Below are 16,519 nucleotides of genomic sequence, written 5' to 3' on the forward strand. Positions count from 1 at the left end.
ATATGTTTTTATTTACACATATTGAAAAATGTGGGGGGACTTCCTTTAATGAAGTTTTAAGTTTAACCTATCCTCGTTATTTTCATGTAACCAAAAATAAATACGGAGGAAATGAAACACGTAATGACTTAACGAGTATACAGTATCATAAAATCATGAATTATTGCCCTCAAGGTATAGGAGGACATAGTGTGCGTCCTTATTTTGATTTTTTACCACAGTCAAAAAGGATAACTTTTTTTAGAGATCCTTTAGAGCGATATTTATCACAATATAATCATATGGCAGAGAGAGGATGGGTGACCTCTATTGATGATTTTTTGGAAATAAATTTTTATAGTAATTTCATAACAAAAAAAATATCAGGGGTAGATGGAGACATAAATTATGCTATAACCCTTTTAGATAATTACGAATTTATAGGAGATGTAAACAGGTATAATAAATCTTTAAATTATCTTCAAGATGTATTACATGTAAAATTGATAGGAAGTATAAATCAAAAAAATGTAAGAAAATTTAATAAAAATTATTTGAATCTTAATGATTTGTCTGAAAAACAATATTATAAAGCAGAACAAAACAATCAGCTAGATATAAAATTATATGAAAAGTATATTTTAAGTAAAAATATTTTAAATCAATATAATGATGATATTATTTTAAAGAAACCATCAAAATTAAGATTGAAATTACTTTCAAAGATTAATACTTATAAAAAATATAAAATAATAACTCCTTTAAGATTAGAATAGTTTGAAAGAAACCATTTCTCTACTACATCCTTTTTCAGCTAAATCCGTGGGTTTAAAACCTACAGATTTATACTACTTTCATAGTAAGCCACATGAAAATGCTTTGCGTGGTTTACAAAGAAAAGGCTATGGTGTCGCAATAGATTATTTTACGAGTTCATTTTTTCCTTATGCTAAAACGATAAAAGGTGTTAAAAAACGTTTTTGGCCTGTCAGTTGGCCTATATTAAAAAAGCGACATGCTTGGAAAAAACAACATTCAATATTTAATTATTTATACACTAGTGTTATGCCTTCAACACTTACGATTATAAATATGTCAGGACACGGCAGTGCCTACTGTTTTAATTTAGCAGCTTTATTAAAAAAGCAAAATAAACCGTATATCGCTATGATAGGAGGTATGCACATGGGAAACTCAAAAGACGTTTTAAATTATTATAACAATGCCAATCACATTATTGTACATACACAGGTTCAAAAAGATATTTTAAAACAAACTAATGGATTTAGGGATTTAGAAATAAAAGTGATGCCATTAGGTGTGGATACGAGCTTGTTTAAACCCCGGTTTAACGTAAAAGAAAAATCTAGCTTGTTATATGTGGGACGTATTTCACGATTAAAGCAAATAGAGTGTGCCATAGATTCACTCGTGTATCTGAATAAAAAAGGAGTAACGGGAGTAAACTTGACTATTATAGGTCCTATAAGTGATACTGAATATCATAAAGAATTACAAGAAAAAGTACGAAGCCTAGGATTAGAATCTCAAATACATTTTAAAGGTCCACTAAAACAGGAGAATTTAATACCTTATTATCAAAGCGCCACATTACTTTTAATGCCTAGCAAACATGAGTCTTTCGGTATGGTTATGGTCGAAGCTATGGGATGTGGTACACCTGTAGTAGCTTTTCGAGGCTCAGGTGGCCCAGATGAAATTGTGACTAATAACGTTACAGGAGTATTGTGCGAGGACGTTAATTATAGTCAACAGGTTTATAATTTATTAGTAAATAAGAAAGTATTAGATGACATGAGTCGTAGTGCGGTGTTAGACGTTATGCAGCATTGGAGTTTAGATTATACCGCCCATTGCTTAGAGGATTCAGTTAAATTTGCATTAGAAAAATTTTAAATGAAACCAAGATATACTGTAATAATATATACTCCACAAGATTTAAATCATTCGTCATATATGCAAACAGGCTTATTTGAACTTGAAAATATGGGATTGATAAGGTGTGAATTAAAAATTGATATTTCCAAGAAGGTAGGACGGATAAGTACAGAAACGGGTAAGTCGTTAATTAGTAATCACCCACAACAAAAAACGTCTTTTTATAAACTTATTGATCACTACTTGAGTAAAGAGTTTTTTTTTGCAGGGGATTTGTATGATATTTCGCATTTTTTTTCACAATATGCATTAGAAAATTGTGATTTTATTTTTAAGAGGAATTATGTGTCGAAAGATATCGATTGCTTGGAATCTGAATTTAAAAATAAGATTTACCCAATGGGCTTGACTTTGGGAGTTCAAGGTTCAAGTCGGAAGTTTTGGGGGCTTCTAAAATTATCATATTTTTTTGCTAATTTGAATCTGCAGCTGAAGTTAGATAGGAATTTGATTAAAAGAATTCGAAATGTTATAAGCCATACTTCTCGCCATATCGAATACGTTACCCGCGGAAGGTCAATTGATTTATTAGAAAAAACACCTGAATCAACAGAATTGAATGTGTTTTATCAAGTTCGTTGTTTCCCACAAATACATGATGAAAATGTTAAAATTATTCATAGAGAGAGAAGCTCATTAATTAGATTATTAAAAAATCAATTAAATGATTTTTATTTGGGAGGTATTGTGCCAGGAGAAATTTCTAATACTTATTACAAAGATTGTTTAACCACCTTACCAACAGACCCTGTCTCCTATATTGCACAAATCAAGAAATCTAGTATCTGTATTTATACCAAAGGACTTCAAAATTCACCTGCTCGAAAATTGTCAGAATATTTATCACAAGGAAAATGCATAGTCGCAGAAAGATTTGAAACCGAGTTACCTGTGCCTTTAGAGAATGGAAAAAATATAATTTATTTTGATTCTCCAGAACATTGTGTTGAAATATGTAAGGAATTATTGAAGAATCCAAAAAAAGTAAAACTTCTTTCTAAAAATGCCAGAGTTTATTTTGAAACCCATGTACACCCTGTTAAAAATGTAAAGCGTATTTTGGAACTTATGTTAAACCATAAAATAAATTAACTATTGGGTCATACGCTATTTATACATCACAGATCTAAACACCATGCTAAAAACTCGGGTTATAGTAGGTTGGTAGATTACTATATAGGTTCTGCCTCGGTAAATGGAGATCAAAATTTACCATTTATAGCGGCAAAACAATGGGCTAAAATGGCTAAAAAGCAAGCTGGTATATATGATGCAGGAAGCGTTTTTAAAGAATATGCGCTCTTTAAATCATTAAAAAATAGAGATAAACAAGAGCCTACGACTGTTCATTATTTAAATGGTGAACGCGATATTCGATACATTGTGCGGTATGGAAGCGTATTTAAAAACACTAGATTTTGTGCAACGTTTCATAAACCACCAAAAACTTTAGACACTCTAATTCATAACACTAATTATATTAGTCGTTTAGATGGTGCTGTTTGTGTTGGAGAAAATCAGGTCAATTATATAAAAGAGCGTTTTAAAATTCCTCAAGTAAAGTATATTCCACATGGAGTAGATAGTACGTTTTTTGTACCAACATTACATAAAGTGTATAATCAGCCTATATTGTTATTTGTGGGACAACATATGCGTGATTTTGAGGCTTTAAATTATTGTGTACCTAAGTTAGCAGAAGCAATTCCAGATTTAAAAGTACATGTGATTATTCATAAGGCTTATGTGAATAAAGTATTACCACATCGCTGCGTGGAAGTTTTTAGCGGGATTAATGATGCAATGTTGTTAAAAAAGTACCAAGAGGCTACCGCTTTGTTTTTACCTTTACTAGATAGTACTGCTTGTAATTCTATTTTAGAAGGTTTGGCTTGCGGATTACCAATTATAACCACAGATGTTGGTGGGAATTCGGGATACTTAAAAAGCACGGATGCTGTATTAACAAAATTGGGCGCTTATGATGATTTAATAGAACACACTATAAAAATTGTTTTAAATGAAAGTCTTTTAGAAACAATGCGTAAAAAAAGTAGAATGAAGGGAGAAGCCTTAGATTGGGAATTTGTGGCTAGTGACGTAAATGATTTTCATGCGTCTTTATTTTAAATACATGAAAGTACATGCGTCTTAATTTTTTTTTAATTATAAAATTAGTTTTTGAAACCACCACTTAAAATCGCCATATACACAGGTCTTATTCCGAATACGACGTTTATAGAAACGCTCATTGCGGGAGTGGCTAAAGAGCATGACGTTTTACTTTTTGGTACCGTTAAAAGAAAGACAAGTTATCCTTCTAAGCGTATTAAAATTATAGATACGCCCACGTCGTTATACAGAAATATACCGTTAACACTTTGGAGAACCCTAAAGTTGGGTGTTCAGCATCCTAAACGATTATCATTGGCTATAAAAGAAGCGAAAACCTATCCAACATTGTATACAAAATGGCTTCGGTTTTCACGTTTTGTGCCAGTGTTATTACACGCTCCAGATATATTTCATTTGCAATGGACGAGTCGTATAGACCGTTGGTTGTTTTTAAAATCGGCCTATCCATGTCATATCGTGGTGAGTTTGTTAGGATCGCAAGCTGCTATTTTACCCTATATAAATCTGGAGGTGTATAAAAGATATCAACGCTGTCTTCCTAAAGTAGATGCTATACATGCAATATCGGAGCATTTAGGTCAACAGGCTTCAAATTTTAATGTGCTACCAGAGCGTGTTCATGTAATTCCGACCAATATACCAGAAGCGGCTTTCGCTTATAATAAGCCTTTTGAAAAACGAGATGCTCAACCATTTCAACTGGTATCTGTAGGTCGTCATCATTGGGTTAAAGGCTATCGTTATGGGATACAAGCAGTACATCAGCTTATTCAGTCTGGTGTAGACGTTCATTACACGATAATTGCGGCAGGGAACATTCCGGAAGATCTTTTATTTCAGGTCAACCAGTTGGGATTACAAGATCATATTACGTTTAAACCAGGTTTACCTCAAACCACATTATTTGAGCACTTGCAAACGTATGATGCTCTGCTATTACCAAGCTTAAGTGAAGGTATTGCCAATGTGGTATTGGAAGCCATGGCTATAGGTGTCCCTGTGATTTCTACTAATTGCGGAGGTATGGCAGAAGTTGTGATTCCCGAAAAAACGGGATGGTTGGTACCTGTTAGAGATGCTAAAGCCCTTGCTGATGCTGTTATTGATTGTATGCAAGTTGACGTTGAAGATAAGCGTAAAATTATACAGCAGGCTTATGATTTTGTGAATGCTAATTATCATGAAAGACATAGTATTGCTCGGATGCTGCGGCTATATGATGAGGTGAGAAGTTGAACTCGAACTCGAACTCGAATTTGAGGTTGAGGTTGAATTTGAAGAAGAACCCTTCCGTCTTTGTTTTCTTTAAGGGAAAACAAATCCACTTTCACTTGAAAAAAGGGAAGGATCTAGAATGATAGGATTTAATAGAGATAGGGAATAGGAGTTAGGGAACACGTGTATGTGCTCTTGTGTTTATAACTTACCTTTGTCAGTGTCATAGTTATTTGAACTAATTACAAAATTATGGGCAAACGTCTTAAAATTGCTGTTTTTTCAGGAACCATTCCGAGTACTACTTTTATTGAGCATTTAATAAAAGGAGTATCTCAAACACACGAGGTGTTACTGTTTGGTGTACAAACGAAGCCTGTAGCATATGAATCTGTACACATTAAGGTTTATGATACACCAAAGCCCCATGTAAAGAATGCCGTTGTAAGTAGTTATAGATTACTGCAGTTGGTTCTTAAATCCCCAAAAGATGCGGTAAAATTATACCGACATACATCTCAATTTAAAAAGCGCTATGAGCGATGGGTTTGGTTTACTAAACTCTTGCCAATAATACTGCACAAACCTGATGTATTTCATATTCAATGGGCTAAAGATGTCGCCTTTTATACGGTATTACAGGATGCGTTTGGTATTCCTATTGTAGTGAGTTTACGTGGTGCTCATATTAATTATACACCTATAGTAGATTTGAGTACGGCAATAATTTATAAGCAGGAATTCCCGAAAATAAAGGCTTTTCATGCTGTTTCTAAGGCTATTGGTGAAGAAGTAAAACTTTATGGAGCTAAAGCCTCTAGTATCCATACTATTCATTCTCCGATTCCGCCTTTCTTTTTTGATCATTATAGGGCTTGTGAAACAGTACAAGATAAAACCATACGCTTGGTTTCCGTTGGACGTTTTCATTGGATTAAGGGTTATGAGATAGCATTAGATGCTGTAGCGCTATTAAAAAATAAAGGCTATAATATTCACTATACTATTGTAGGGCCAGATGAGTTTACTGAAGCCTTATTATTTCAATGCCATCAGCTCAACCTAGTAGATAACGTTGTTTTGGTTGGAGCTATGCCTCAAACAGAACTAATTTCGTTTTTACGACAATTTCACGGTATGTTATTGCCTAGTTTAAAAGAGGGTATTGCTAATGTGGTATTAGAAGCTATGGCTGTTGGCTTACCTGTGGTGTCTACCGATTGTGGTGGTATGGCAGAAGTTGTGATTCCTAATGAGACCGGATGGTTGGTGCTTGTAAGAGATTCCGAAGCTATGGCTGATGCTGTGATAGCTTTGAGTGAAACGTCAGAATTAGAATTACATGCGATAACGAAACGCGCCCATGAGTTTGTGAAGGAGGCTTTTAATGCTGAGGATAGTATTTCCCAGTTTGTGAGGTTGTATGAAGAGGTCGTTGGTGATTGTTAATTATTGGTTTTTGGTTTAAAGTTGAACTCGAACTCGAAATTGAACTCGAAGTTTAAACTGAAGCTGAATTTGAAGAAAACCCTTTCGACTTTGAATTTTTTGATGAAATCAAATTTCCCTTCCTTTGAAATTATTATATTCGTCGTGCTATTACACTATGAAAACAATCACCACACCAATAATCCCTGTTACACCCACTTATGCTAAGGTAGAAGCACCTCATGAACTGCATTTGGAAGCCATCTGTGTTTTTGCGGCTATCGGTTTTTTTTTAGATACAGATACCTATTGGAAAGATGAGGTTGTGTTACGACCTGGATGTCAACATACCATTTCAGATGATGGTTATCTCTTAGAGAGTACTCCTTGGTTTGAATGGCACTATACACCTGATAAAACCCGTGATTTTGACGCGACTTTACAAGAATTTACGACACTGTTCGAATCCATTATAAAAGAACAAACGGTTGGTAAAAACGTAATTTTACCATTATCGGGTGGTTTAGATAGCCGAACACAGGCTGTAGCGTTACAGCATTTAAAAGCATCTGTAAATAGTTATAGTTATGATTTTCAGGGTGGTTACAAAGAAACTAAAATCGCAGAGGCTATTGCTAAGGTTTGTGATTTCGATTTTACAGCCTATACAATTCCGAACGGCTATTTATGGGAGGTGATAGAGGATTTAGCGACATTGAATCGTTGTGAATCTGATTTTACAGCACCACGGCAAATGGCGATAGTTGAGGAATTTGACACTATGGGTGAGGTATTTTCATTAGGCCATTGGGGAGATGTGTTGTTTGATGATATGGGAGTTAGTGATGATTTACCATTAAAATCGCAAGTAACCGTTCTTCAAAAAAAACTTATTAAAAAAGGCGGACGAGATTTAGCCGTACAACTTTGGACGCATTGGAATTTAGAAGGCGATTTTGACTCTTATTTTGAAGGTCGTATTTCTACATTGCTTTCCGCTATAGATATTCCTAACAGTGCTAATGCGCGCATTAGAGCATTTAAAAGCTTATTTTGGGCACCACGCTGGACATCCGTAAATTTAGCAGTGTTTGCTAGTAAACATCCCGTAACTTTACCGTATTACGATCAACGGATGTGCGAGTTTATATGTACAGTCCCAGAAGCATTTTTAGCCAACCGAGAGTTGCAAATCGCTTATATAAAAAAACGAGCTCCAAAACTAGCCAAAATTACATGGCAAGAGCAAAGACCATTTAATCTCTATACCTATCCTAAAAATAAGATACCTTATAATTTGCCATACCGTATTACCAATAAAATGGAAAGAGTCTTTCAGGAAATTTTAGGAAAGAAGTATGTAGAACGAAATTGGGAGCTGCAATTTTTGGGTGTTAGTAATGAAAAGAAATTATATGACTGTTTATCACATAAAAATTTTAGTGATTTTATATCGAAAGACATTGTAGACGACGCCTATTATGGTCTGCAAACAAAAACGCCTTTAATTTATGCACATCAAGTGAATATGTTGCTGGTCTTGGCTCAGTTTAAACGATTTAACGATGAGTAGACCATTACGTATTCTGTTTACTATTCCAAATTTTAAGACGGCTGGTAGTCAATATGTGTTATTAGCATTAATCGCTAGGCTAAATAAACATAATTTTAATGTTATAGTAGGTATTGAGAATCATTGGGATGAAGCAAAAAAAGTAATTCCTGTAAGTGATTTGGTAGAACTACCAAAGCTTTTTAAAGTTTCTAAAATAAATTTCCTAAAGCAGTATATTAAGGTTCTTAAAAAGAACCAAATAGATTTAGTACATTCTTGGGATTATAAATCGAATTATTTAGAGCCCTTGGCTTGTAGGTTGTCAGGTGTAAAATATTTGTACACAAAAAAAAATAATTCATGGTCTCGCTCTTGGCAATTAAAAAGTCTATTTTCTCATTTTATTGCCTATGATCAACCTGAAATGAAAAAGCGGTTTTTTTCGAATAAACATTATGCGAATAAAATAAAACTAATTCCACATGGTGTGGATTTATTAAAGTTTTTTCCATTAGAAAAAACGACAAATTCTACATTTAATTTATGTTATGTTGGAAATGTAAATAGAAATAAAAATCAATTATTTGTATTGAAGGCGATGTTGAACCTTCCTGATAATATTCATTTAAATTTGTTTGGAAAGTGTGATTCTAATTATAAAAAAGAGTTAGGGTTATTTATTCAGAATAATAATTTAAAACATCGTGTGCACTTTCATGGGTTTATTAGTCAAGATCATTTGCCCAAAATGTTAAATTACCAGGATGTTTTAATACTGTCCTCTTTTGAAGAAGGGCTGCCAATATGTTTACTAGAGGCAATGGCTTGTGGGTTACCTGTATTAAGTTCTGATTCTGGTGGAGGTACTCGTTTTATATTAGAGGAAACAATGAGTGATGCTTTGTTTTCCCTTGATGACGTAAATGATTTAGTATTAAAATGTAAACGATTATCGTCAGATAGAAAAATTTATGATGAATTTAAAGTGAAAGGGGAAAAGTGTGTTAAAGATCGTTTTTCTATAGAAAAAGAAGTGTTGAGTTATAATATTTTATACAATAAGGTAATTGCTACGAAGTAGAATTAAGAAAATGATCATTTTATGCATATAGCTCTCATACTATCCCAGCCACCAGGCTATTCCGAGACCTTTTTTAAATCAAAAATTAAAGGCTTGCAACACGCAGGTCATCAGGTGAGTTTATTTGTTTATAAAGATGATCCGAGGTTTATAGACTGTAAGGTTCTTCCAATGCCTAAAGTATATGCTAATCCTATTCGTCAATTTTTTGCGACACTAGGAGTCGTTTTTGGTTTACTACCTTATTTAAAAAGGGTAATACGCTATGTGAAACTAGAGTTTAAAGCGGAGAGAGAACTTAAACAGATTTTTAAATATATTTATATAAATGCAACAATTTTGAAGTCAGATGCAGAATGGCTACATTTTGGTTTTGCAACCTTAGCTTTACAAAGTGAACATGTCGCTAAGGCGATAGATGCAAAAATGGCGGTAAGTTTGAGAGGATTTGATATTGCTATTTATCCGTTAAAACATTCTGGCTGTTATGATCGATTATGGCAGCTAGTGGATAAAGTACATACCATTTCAGATGATTTATTACTTTGTGCCTATGATCAAGGGTTATCTAGAAATATGGCCGTAGATAAAATAACACCCGCAATTTCAATGGAGTTGTTTAATACAGGTGCCGCTAATAAAAATTTCAAGACTAAGCCTATAAAAATATTGACTGTTGGAAGATTATTTTGGAAAAAAGGTGTAATCGATATGTTGGAAGCATTGTCTATTCTAAAAAAAGAAAAAATTGATTTTGAATATCAAATTATAGGTGAAGGTGAACAAAAAGAAGAAATTCTGTTTGCTATTTATCAGTTAGGATTACAAAATGAGGTTTCTTTGCTAGGTGTAAAAACACCAAAAGAAGTTAAGGAATTAATGGAAATATCACATATTTATATGCAATATAGTCATTCGGAAGGTTTTTGTAATTCGGTATTAGAGGCTCAGGCTATGGGGCTGTTATGTGTAGTCTCGGATGCAGAAGGGTTGCCAGAAAATATAAAAGATGGTGAAACTGGTTGGGTAGTGCCCAAACGACAGCCAAGATTATTAGCAAGAACGTTAGAGTCCGTTATAGGTTTAGATGCTATTATTAAAAATCAATTTTCCGAACGTGCCAAAATGCGTGTTAAAGATGAATTTAGACTGGAACAGCAGCAAGCTAAGTTTGTTGAATTTTATAATTGAAGATAATTATCTATGACATTTTATTTTCCAAAACAACATTACGACAAATCATTTCGTGGTCAAACCTTCCCCTTATTAAAACCATTCATTAAAGGTGAAGGGTTTACGGATCAAGAACGTAAGGAAATGTATGGTATTTCGGAAACGGATGTTGTGTTTGTAGATGCCTTGGAAAAATCTGATGTGGCTATATTGACGATGTCTTGGAATTATTATGTGAGGACTAAGCAGCAATCCAAAGCGATTGACTTTTTAAAAGCGACTCAGCGTCTAAATGTACCTACTTGGGTGGTGTTATTAGATGATGTCGGTTTAGATTTTCCTGATTACCCGCATGTCAAATTATTTAGGCAAAGTGGATACAGCTTGAAGACACCGGAATGGCATATTGGTTTACCGGTTTTTATTTCAGATCCCCTAAAAGAACAGTTTAACACCACCGCTATTTATGAGCGTCCTTATACCAAACACCCCACCGTTGGTTTTTGTGGATTTGCAACCTCTAATGCTGTATTAGCTCTAAAGACAAAACTTAAAATAGGCTTAAAAAATTTAGCGTATTATCTGAAATTACATTTACATGAACCTGAAATGCTTATGGCGGCTGCACAGTGGCGGTATGGTATCTTAAAACGCTTAGAATCGCATCCAAATATCAATACAAATTTTATATACCGAGAACAATACCGTGCCGGAACGCAGAATGCCGAGCAACGCGCTGCATCAACATTAGAGTTTTTTAATAATATGAAAAATTCTGATTATGTAGTTTGTGTGAGAGGTGCTGGTAATTTTTCAGTACGTTTGTACGAAACCTTAGCGATGGGACGGATTCCTGTTTTTGTGAATACGGATTGTATTATGCCATTAGACGATGTTATAAATTGGAAACAACATGTGGTTTGGGTGGAAGCTGATGAAATTGATAATATAGGCGAGGTGCTTTTGGCATTTCATAAAAGTTTGACCCCAATGGAGTTTGTGAAAATACAACAGAATAACAGGCAATTATGGTGTGATAGTCTAAACTTGAAAGGCGTATTTACATGTTAATTTCAGAAAAAATGTTAAAGAAGTTTAATTCTTAAATTTATTTAAGTGCAAGATCTATCAAAAAAAATTCCATTTCTGAGTCTCAGAAAAAAATTATGGAAAAGTTGGCCATATCATTTTTATATTAAAATGTACGATCAATTTTTGCGTATTTTTGTAAGTTACAATACTTCAGGTATACGAATTATTTTTGTTAACGGAATGAGACGTTCTGGAAATCATTATTTAATTAAGACAATAATGGAGTCTTCAGATGCAACGGTTTTATTTTATAATAATTTAAAGCCATATAGTGTTAGACCTACCGTTATTGGAGGTGTAGAAACTAAATTAGTAGCAAAGAAAAAGGTATTGGTTATTTTAGGATATGAAGATTTGTCTGCATCTGACTTTAATTCCTCGTGCGAAATTATGATCAAACATTGTTTTGAAGGGCTTCCATATAAGAAACTCTTAATTTGTAGAGATGTTAGAAATGTTATGGCAAGTAGATTGAATCATGCTCATATGGCCTTTGGATTAAGAGAAAAACTTGAAATAAGAAACGCTACAAAAAAATTATGGACGGATCATCATAGTACTTTTAATCTGCAGGATATTAATAGAATAAGATATGGGTATCTTCAAGAAGATTTGAAAAAAATAAACTTAGAATCCTTTTATGTTAGTGGTATCCGGGTTAACAATAAAATTTCAAATAGGTACGGCGGGGGTAGCAGTTTTGATTCTAATAATTTTAATGAGAGATTTCGTAAATTTATAGGTCGTGAAGATTATGAGTATTTGATTAAGGATTTGCAACCTTTGGATAATAAAATTCATAATACAAATTGGGAAGTTTAATTCTTGTAAAATAGTTGCCATTGAAAATCTTATTATTATACACTTTTAACAAGAGTTTTTTATCCCGTTTTTATGAAGAATTAGCTGTTGGTTTAGTTACTTTTGGCTATGATGTTACGGTGCTTTCTTTAAAAGGACAAGATAATGCGTTTCTGAAGGATAATGTCCATTATATTCTGAAGTCTAAAGGAAATCTTTTAAAAAGTTACCGGGACATTTATTATATCATAAAAAAGACTAAACCCGATGTTATTATTTCAAATTTCAGCTATGTAAATCCTGCATTGTTATTTGGAAGTTTATTGAAAGTGAAGCAAAATATAGCATGGATACACACGCTAACCGACCAAATTAGCCCTAGTAAAAAACAAATATTTATAAAGCGACAGTTTTTAAAACTAGCCAATTTGGTTATTGTTAATTCTGAATATTTAAAACAAGACTTGGTGGCTCATTTTAAAGTACCTCCTTCTAAATTAAATGCCATTCCTTTTTGGACGACATTGGTGTCTTTTAAAAAAGAGAATGTAAAGGAATTATATCAAAATTCACATTTTAAAATTGGCTGTCCAGGTCGGTTGGTCGCAGATAAGAATCAAGATTTAATTATTTCTGCATTAGCTAGATTAGAAAACAGAACCAATGTTACACTATACTTGGCTGGAGATGGTCCATATAAACAAAATCTAGAAGAGCAAATTGCTTTACAAAACTTAGAAGGACAAGTTGTCTTTCTGGGAGCTTTATCGAGTGAAGGAATGGTAGATTTTTATAATAGTATTGATGTTGTAATACTTCCTAGTTTACACGAAGCTTTTGGACTTGTATTTATAGAGGCGATTTCTCAAGGAGTTCCGGTTTTAGTGTCTTCTGCTTTCGGCGCGTTGACATTTATTGATCCCAGTTATGATGGTTTGTCGGATATTGTTTTTGACCCTAAGGATATTGAGGGTTTAAAATTGAAAATAGAGAAATTAGTAAATGGAAAAAGAAAATCTAAACAGTATTATGCCGATTTATATCATCATCATTTTAATAAAGACTATATATTACATCAAATTAAACAACTTATAACGTCTTAATGTTATTTACTTTTCTTAAATATTTACAACCCACACACTATTTTCGATTACCGAAACATGATGGGAATTCTATTTTCCCTAAGGTCCATTTGTTGCCTGAAGCTGTACGTTCTGCCTTAACAGAGGATTTAAATTATACTAGTCTTTTGGCCACGTCTTATGACTTATCTTGGCAAGCCGTACAATGTGGTTATATTGGTCCATGTGAAACCTATACCCAATTTGAGAATATCCCTGTTATAGATAATTACAGATTCGCTTGGAAATATTTTAATTCATTTTGGGTGTTCTATGTATTAATAATACGCCTTTTTAGTTTTTATAATCCCATAACAGAGGTTCTTGGATGGTGGAAGACGCGTAAGGTTTCGCGTAGCACGTATTTGGAAACTCCTTTAGTATATACAGCGTATGCTGCTTTTGAATCAGAGTTGATACAACAGAAGCCATTAATTAGTGTCATTATCCCTACTTTAAATCGTTATCCATATTTAAAGGATGTGTTACATGATTTAGAGCAACAAGATTACACGCCTTTTGAGGTTATTATTATTGATCAATCTACACCATTTCAATCAGAGTTTTATACGCATTTTCAATTGGATCTACAGGTGGTGCATCAAAAAGAAAAGGCCTTATGGTTGGCTAGAAATAGCGCGATAAAGATGTCTAAAGGAGACTATATCTTATTATTTGATGATGATAGTCGTGTTTCTAAAGATTGGATGCGTGAACATTTAAAAGGCTTAGATTTTTTTAAGGCCGATTTGTCTTCTGGAGTTTCTATTTCTGAAGTAGGAGCGCCTACACCAGCCCATTATGCGTATTTTAAAATCAGTGATCAATTAGACACAGGTAATGTGTTGTTAAAAAAGGCTGTTTTTGAAGCTATTGGTCTCTTCGATCGGCAATTTGAAAAACAACGTATGGGTGATGGTGAGTTTGGATTGCGGTCGTATTTGGCAGGCTATTTAAATATTTCTCACCCCTACGCCAAGCGCTTACATTTAAAAGTAGGCAGTGGAGGTTTACGAGATATGGGCAGTTGGGATGCTTTTAGAACCAATTCGTTATTTGAACCGCGTCCTATACCTAGTGTACTTTACTACTTTAGACGGTATTGGGGAAATACGGCAGCACGCTGGGCTTTATTGCGAACGGTACCCTTATCGATTATGCCGTACCGATTTAAAGGCTCGAAACCGATGATGCTGTTGGGTGCCTTGGTTTCTTTGTTTATTTTGCCTTTAGTGGTCTTTCAGGTGCTAAAATCTTGGCGTTTGGCAAGTAATAAATTAAGAGAAGGGGCTCTCGTAGAAAAGTTAAAAGTTAAAAGTTAAAAGTTAAAAGTGAAAAGTGGGGAGTTGAAATTGAATTTGAAGCTGTACGTTAAGTTGAATGATTGGATTGTCCCCTTGAGGTGACTTTATGGGTTGTTAGAAATGTAACGAATAGTTTTCTCGGAGCTACCGAGCGAAGCTCTTAGGGGTGTTTATAATTTCGGTACTAGGAATAACCCTTCCGTCTTTATTTTTCTTTTGAAGAAAACAAATCCGCCATCCTTTAATTTCGATGGTTATCGGTTGGGAGGAGGAGGAGCTTAATAAAAAAACATAACGTCATTGCGAGGGCGTAGGACGAAGTAATCTGTATACTATTTGCGGACGCTTTACGGGACTGCCACGTCCTTTGTCCTCTCAGTGACAAAATAGAATATACATTGAATAAAAAGATTCTTATAGTTACCTCTGAATTCCCTCCGCAACCTGGTGGCATTGGTGACCATGCTTACAATATGGCACTTCATTTAAGTAAAGCTGCATATGATGTTTCTGTTATTGCGGATCAACGTTCTTTAGATGGGAAGGAAGAGGCTGATTTTGATACGACTTTACCTTTTAAAATGTTACGAGTTGCGATAACTAGCCCTCGTTTTAAGATGTATATTAAGAGGCTAAGATTTTTAAGAAAGGCAATTTCTTCAGCAGACGTGGTTATTGCTTCAGGTAAATTTTCGTTGTGGAGTGTGGCTATTTTAGGTCGGCAACGATCTACTGCAAATTTAGCCGTCATACATGGGTCTGAAGTTAACTTCACCAATATACTATTAAAAACCAGTATTAATTGGGCTTTACAACGGTTTGTTAAAATTATTGCTGTATCCCAATTTACAAAATCGTTAATACCTATTGAGGCTCAGAATAAAACGGTAGTTATACCCAATGGTTTTAATTCTGATAAATGGAACATTAATACGACTACAGTCATACAACTAAAAGGTACTCCTAAATTAATCACTGTAGGGCACGTCAGTGAACGAAAAGGGCAACACGAAGTGATTAAACTTTTACCAAAATTAGCGTTGCGTTTTCCAAATATTGCTTACCATTGTGTTGGATTACCAACAGCACAAAAGGCTTGCGAATTACTAGCGAAACAATTAGGTGTTGAACAGCGTGTTTTTTTTCATGGGCGCATTAGTAACGCTGCTTTAAAAACAGCCCTAGAAGATAGTGATGTATTTGTGATGTTGAGTACAGCCACCACCACAGGAGATGTTGAAGGCTTTGGGATTGCATTATTGGAAGCAAATGCCTTAGGGATTCCGGCCATTGGAGCAAAAGGCTGTGGTATTGAAGATGCCATACAAGAAGGTGAATCGGGATTTTTAGTGGATTTAGGAGATGAACCTGCTTTTGAAGATGCTTTAGATCGACTGTTGATGTCTAAAGAGGTATATGCTAAAACCTCAAAAAAGTGGGCAGATCAGCACCAATGGGCTATCATTATTAAAAGCTATATTGAAGAAATAGAAAAATTGAATATTAATATTAAGTAGTTATTAATTGTTCAAGGCTGTTATGTTTACGCTAAGAGAAATTTAAAAGTTTAGTGTGTGTGTATTTGGTTTTACTATTTTTTAAAAGTGCTAGGCAATTGTTTATAAACTAAAGCTTCTATTCTCGAAACAAATTTTATTTTTGTCAATCGTGAAAA

General features: G+C 34.1%; 14 protein-coding genes. All 14 read left to right on the forward strand.

Translation table 11 applies throughout. The features are described 5' to 3' along the window. The first annotated feature begins 2 nt into the window (after nucleotides 1-2). The 14 genes from HM984_RS06960 (at nucleotide 3) to HM984_RS07025 (ending at nucleotide 16,361) form a co-directional block, all read left to right on the forward strand. Nucleotides 3-755 (forward strand): sulfotransferase family 2 domain-containing protein, encoded by a 753-nt coding sequence (locus HM984_RS06960; protein ID WP_092468582.1) that lies wholly within the window; start codon nucleotides 3-5, stop codon nucleotides 753-755. 1 nt (nucleotide 756) lies between these two features. Further along, entirely contained in the window at nucleotides 757-1,896 is a 1,140-nt protein-coding gene (locus tag HM984_RS06965) for a glycosyltransferase family 4 protein (RefSeq protein WP_092468584.1), read from the forward strand. Next, on the forward strand, nucleotides 1,897-3,030 hold the full coding sequence (locus HM984_RS06970; protein WP_179348634.1) for a glycosyltransferase: 1,134 nt from the start codon (nucleotides 1,897-1,899) through the stop codon (nucleotides 3,028-3,030). A 3-nt stretch (nucleotides 3,031-3,033) separates the two neighbouring features. After that, on the forward strand, nucleotides 3,034-4,068 hold the full coding sequence (locus HM984_RS06975) for a glycosyltransferase family 4 protein (protein WP_179348635.1): 1,035 nt from the start codon (nucleotides 3,034-3,036) through the stop codon (nucleotides 4,066-4,068). 51 nt (nucleotides 4,069-4,119) lie between these two features. Continuing rightward, on the forward strand, nucleotides 4,120-5,310 hold the full coding sequence (locus tag HM984_RS06980; protein ID WP_179348636.1) for a glycosyltransferase family 4 protein: 1,191 nt from the start codon (nucleotides 4,120-4,122) through the stop codon (nucleotides 5,308-5,310). 231 nt (nucleotides 5,311-5,541) lie between these two features. Next, a complete protein-coding gene (locus HM984_RS06985; protein WP_179348637.1) occupies nucleotides 5,542-6,738 on the forward strand; it encodes a glycosyltransferase family 4 protein in 1,197 nt (398 codons plus the stop codon). A gap of 157 nt (nucleotides 6,739-6,895) precedes the next feature. Further along, nucleotides 6,896-8,290 carry an asparagine synthase-related protein gene (locus HM984_RS06990; protein ID WP_179348638.1) on the forward strand — a complete coding sequence of 465 codons (1,395 nt, stop codon included), beginning with the start codon at nucleotides 6,896-6,898 and terminating at the stop codon, nucleotides 8,288-8,290. Continuing rightward, nucleotides 8,283-9,353, forward strand: coding sequence for a glycosyltransferase family 4 protein (locus tag HM984_RS06995; RefSeq protein WP_179348639.1), 1,071 nt, complete (start codon nucleotides 8,283-8,285; stop codon nucleotides 9,351-9,353). The genes HM984_RS06990 and HM984_RS06995 overlap by 8 nt, the downstream gene beginning before the upstream one ends. A gap of 93 nt (nucleotides 9,354-9,446) precedes the next feature. After that, the gene (locus HM984_RS07000) at nucleotides 9,447-10,544 is read left to right on the forward strand and encodes a glycosyltransferase family 4 protein (protein WP_257018459.1); all 1,098 of its coding nucleotides are present in this window, start codon (nucleotides 9,447-9,449) and stop codon (nucleotides 10,542-10,544) included. A gap of 12 nt (nucleotides 10,545-10,556) precedes the next feature. Beyond that, nucleotides 10,557-11,597, forward strand: a complete 1,041-nt coding sequence (locus HM984_RS07005) for an exostosin domain-containing protein (protein WP_179348641.1) — start codon at nucleotides 10,557-10,559, stop codon at nucleotides 11,595-11,597. Between the two features lie 45 nt (nucleotides 11,598-11,642). After that, nucleotides 11,643-12,440, forward strand: coding sequence for a hypothetical protein (locus HM984_RS07010; protein ID WP_179348642.1), 798 nt, complete (start codon nucleotides 11,643-11,645; stop codon nucleotides 12,438-12,440). 20 nt (nucleotides 12,441-12,460) lie between these two features. Then, nucleotides 12,461-13,522: a glycosyltransferase family 4 protein gene (locus HM984_RS07015; RefSeq protein ID WP_179348643.1), complete on the forward strand. Its 1,062-nt coding sequence runs from the start codon at nucleotides 12,461-12,463 to the stop codon at nucleotides 13,520-13,522. Next, nucleotides 13,522-14,862 (forward strand): glycosyltransferase family 2 protein, encoded by a 1,341-nt coding sequence (locus tag HM984_RS07020; protein WP_179348644.1) that lies wholly within the window; start codon nucleotides 13,522-13,524, stop codon nucleotides 14,860-14,862. The genes HM984_RS07015 and HM984_RS07020 overlap by 1 nt, the downstream gene beginning before the upstream one ends. A gap of 380 nt (nucleotides 14,863-15,242) precedes the next feature. Continuing rightward, nucleotides 15,243-16,361, forward strand: coding sequence for a glycosyltransferase family 4 protein (locus HM984_RS07025; RefSeq protein WP_179348645.1), 1,119 nt, complete (start codon nucleotides 15,243-15,245; stop codon nucleotides 16,359-16,361). Nucleotides 16,362-16,519 lie beyond the last annotated feature (158 nt).

The sequence above is a fragment of the Winogradskyella pacifica genome (genome assembly GCF_013403915.1).
Classification (GTDB): Bacteria; Bacteroidota; Bacteroidia; order Flavobacteriales; family Flavobacteriaceae; genus Winogradskyella; species Winogradskyella pacifica.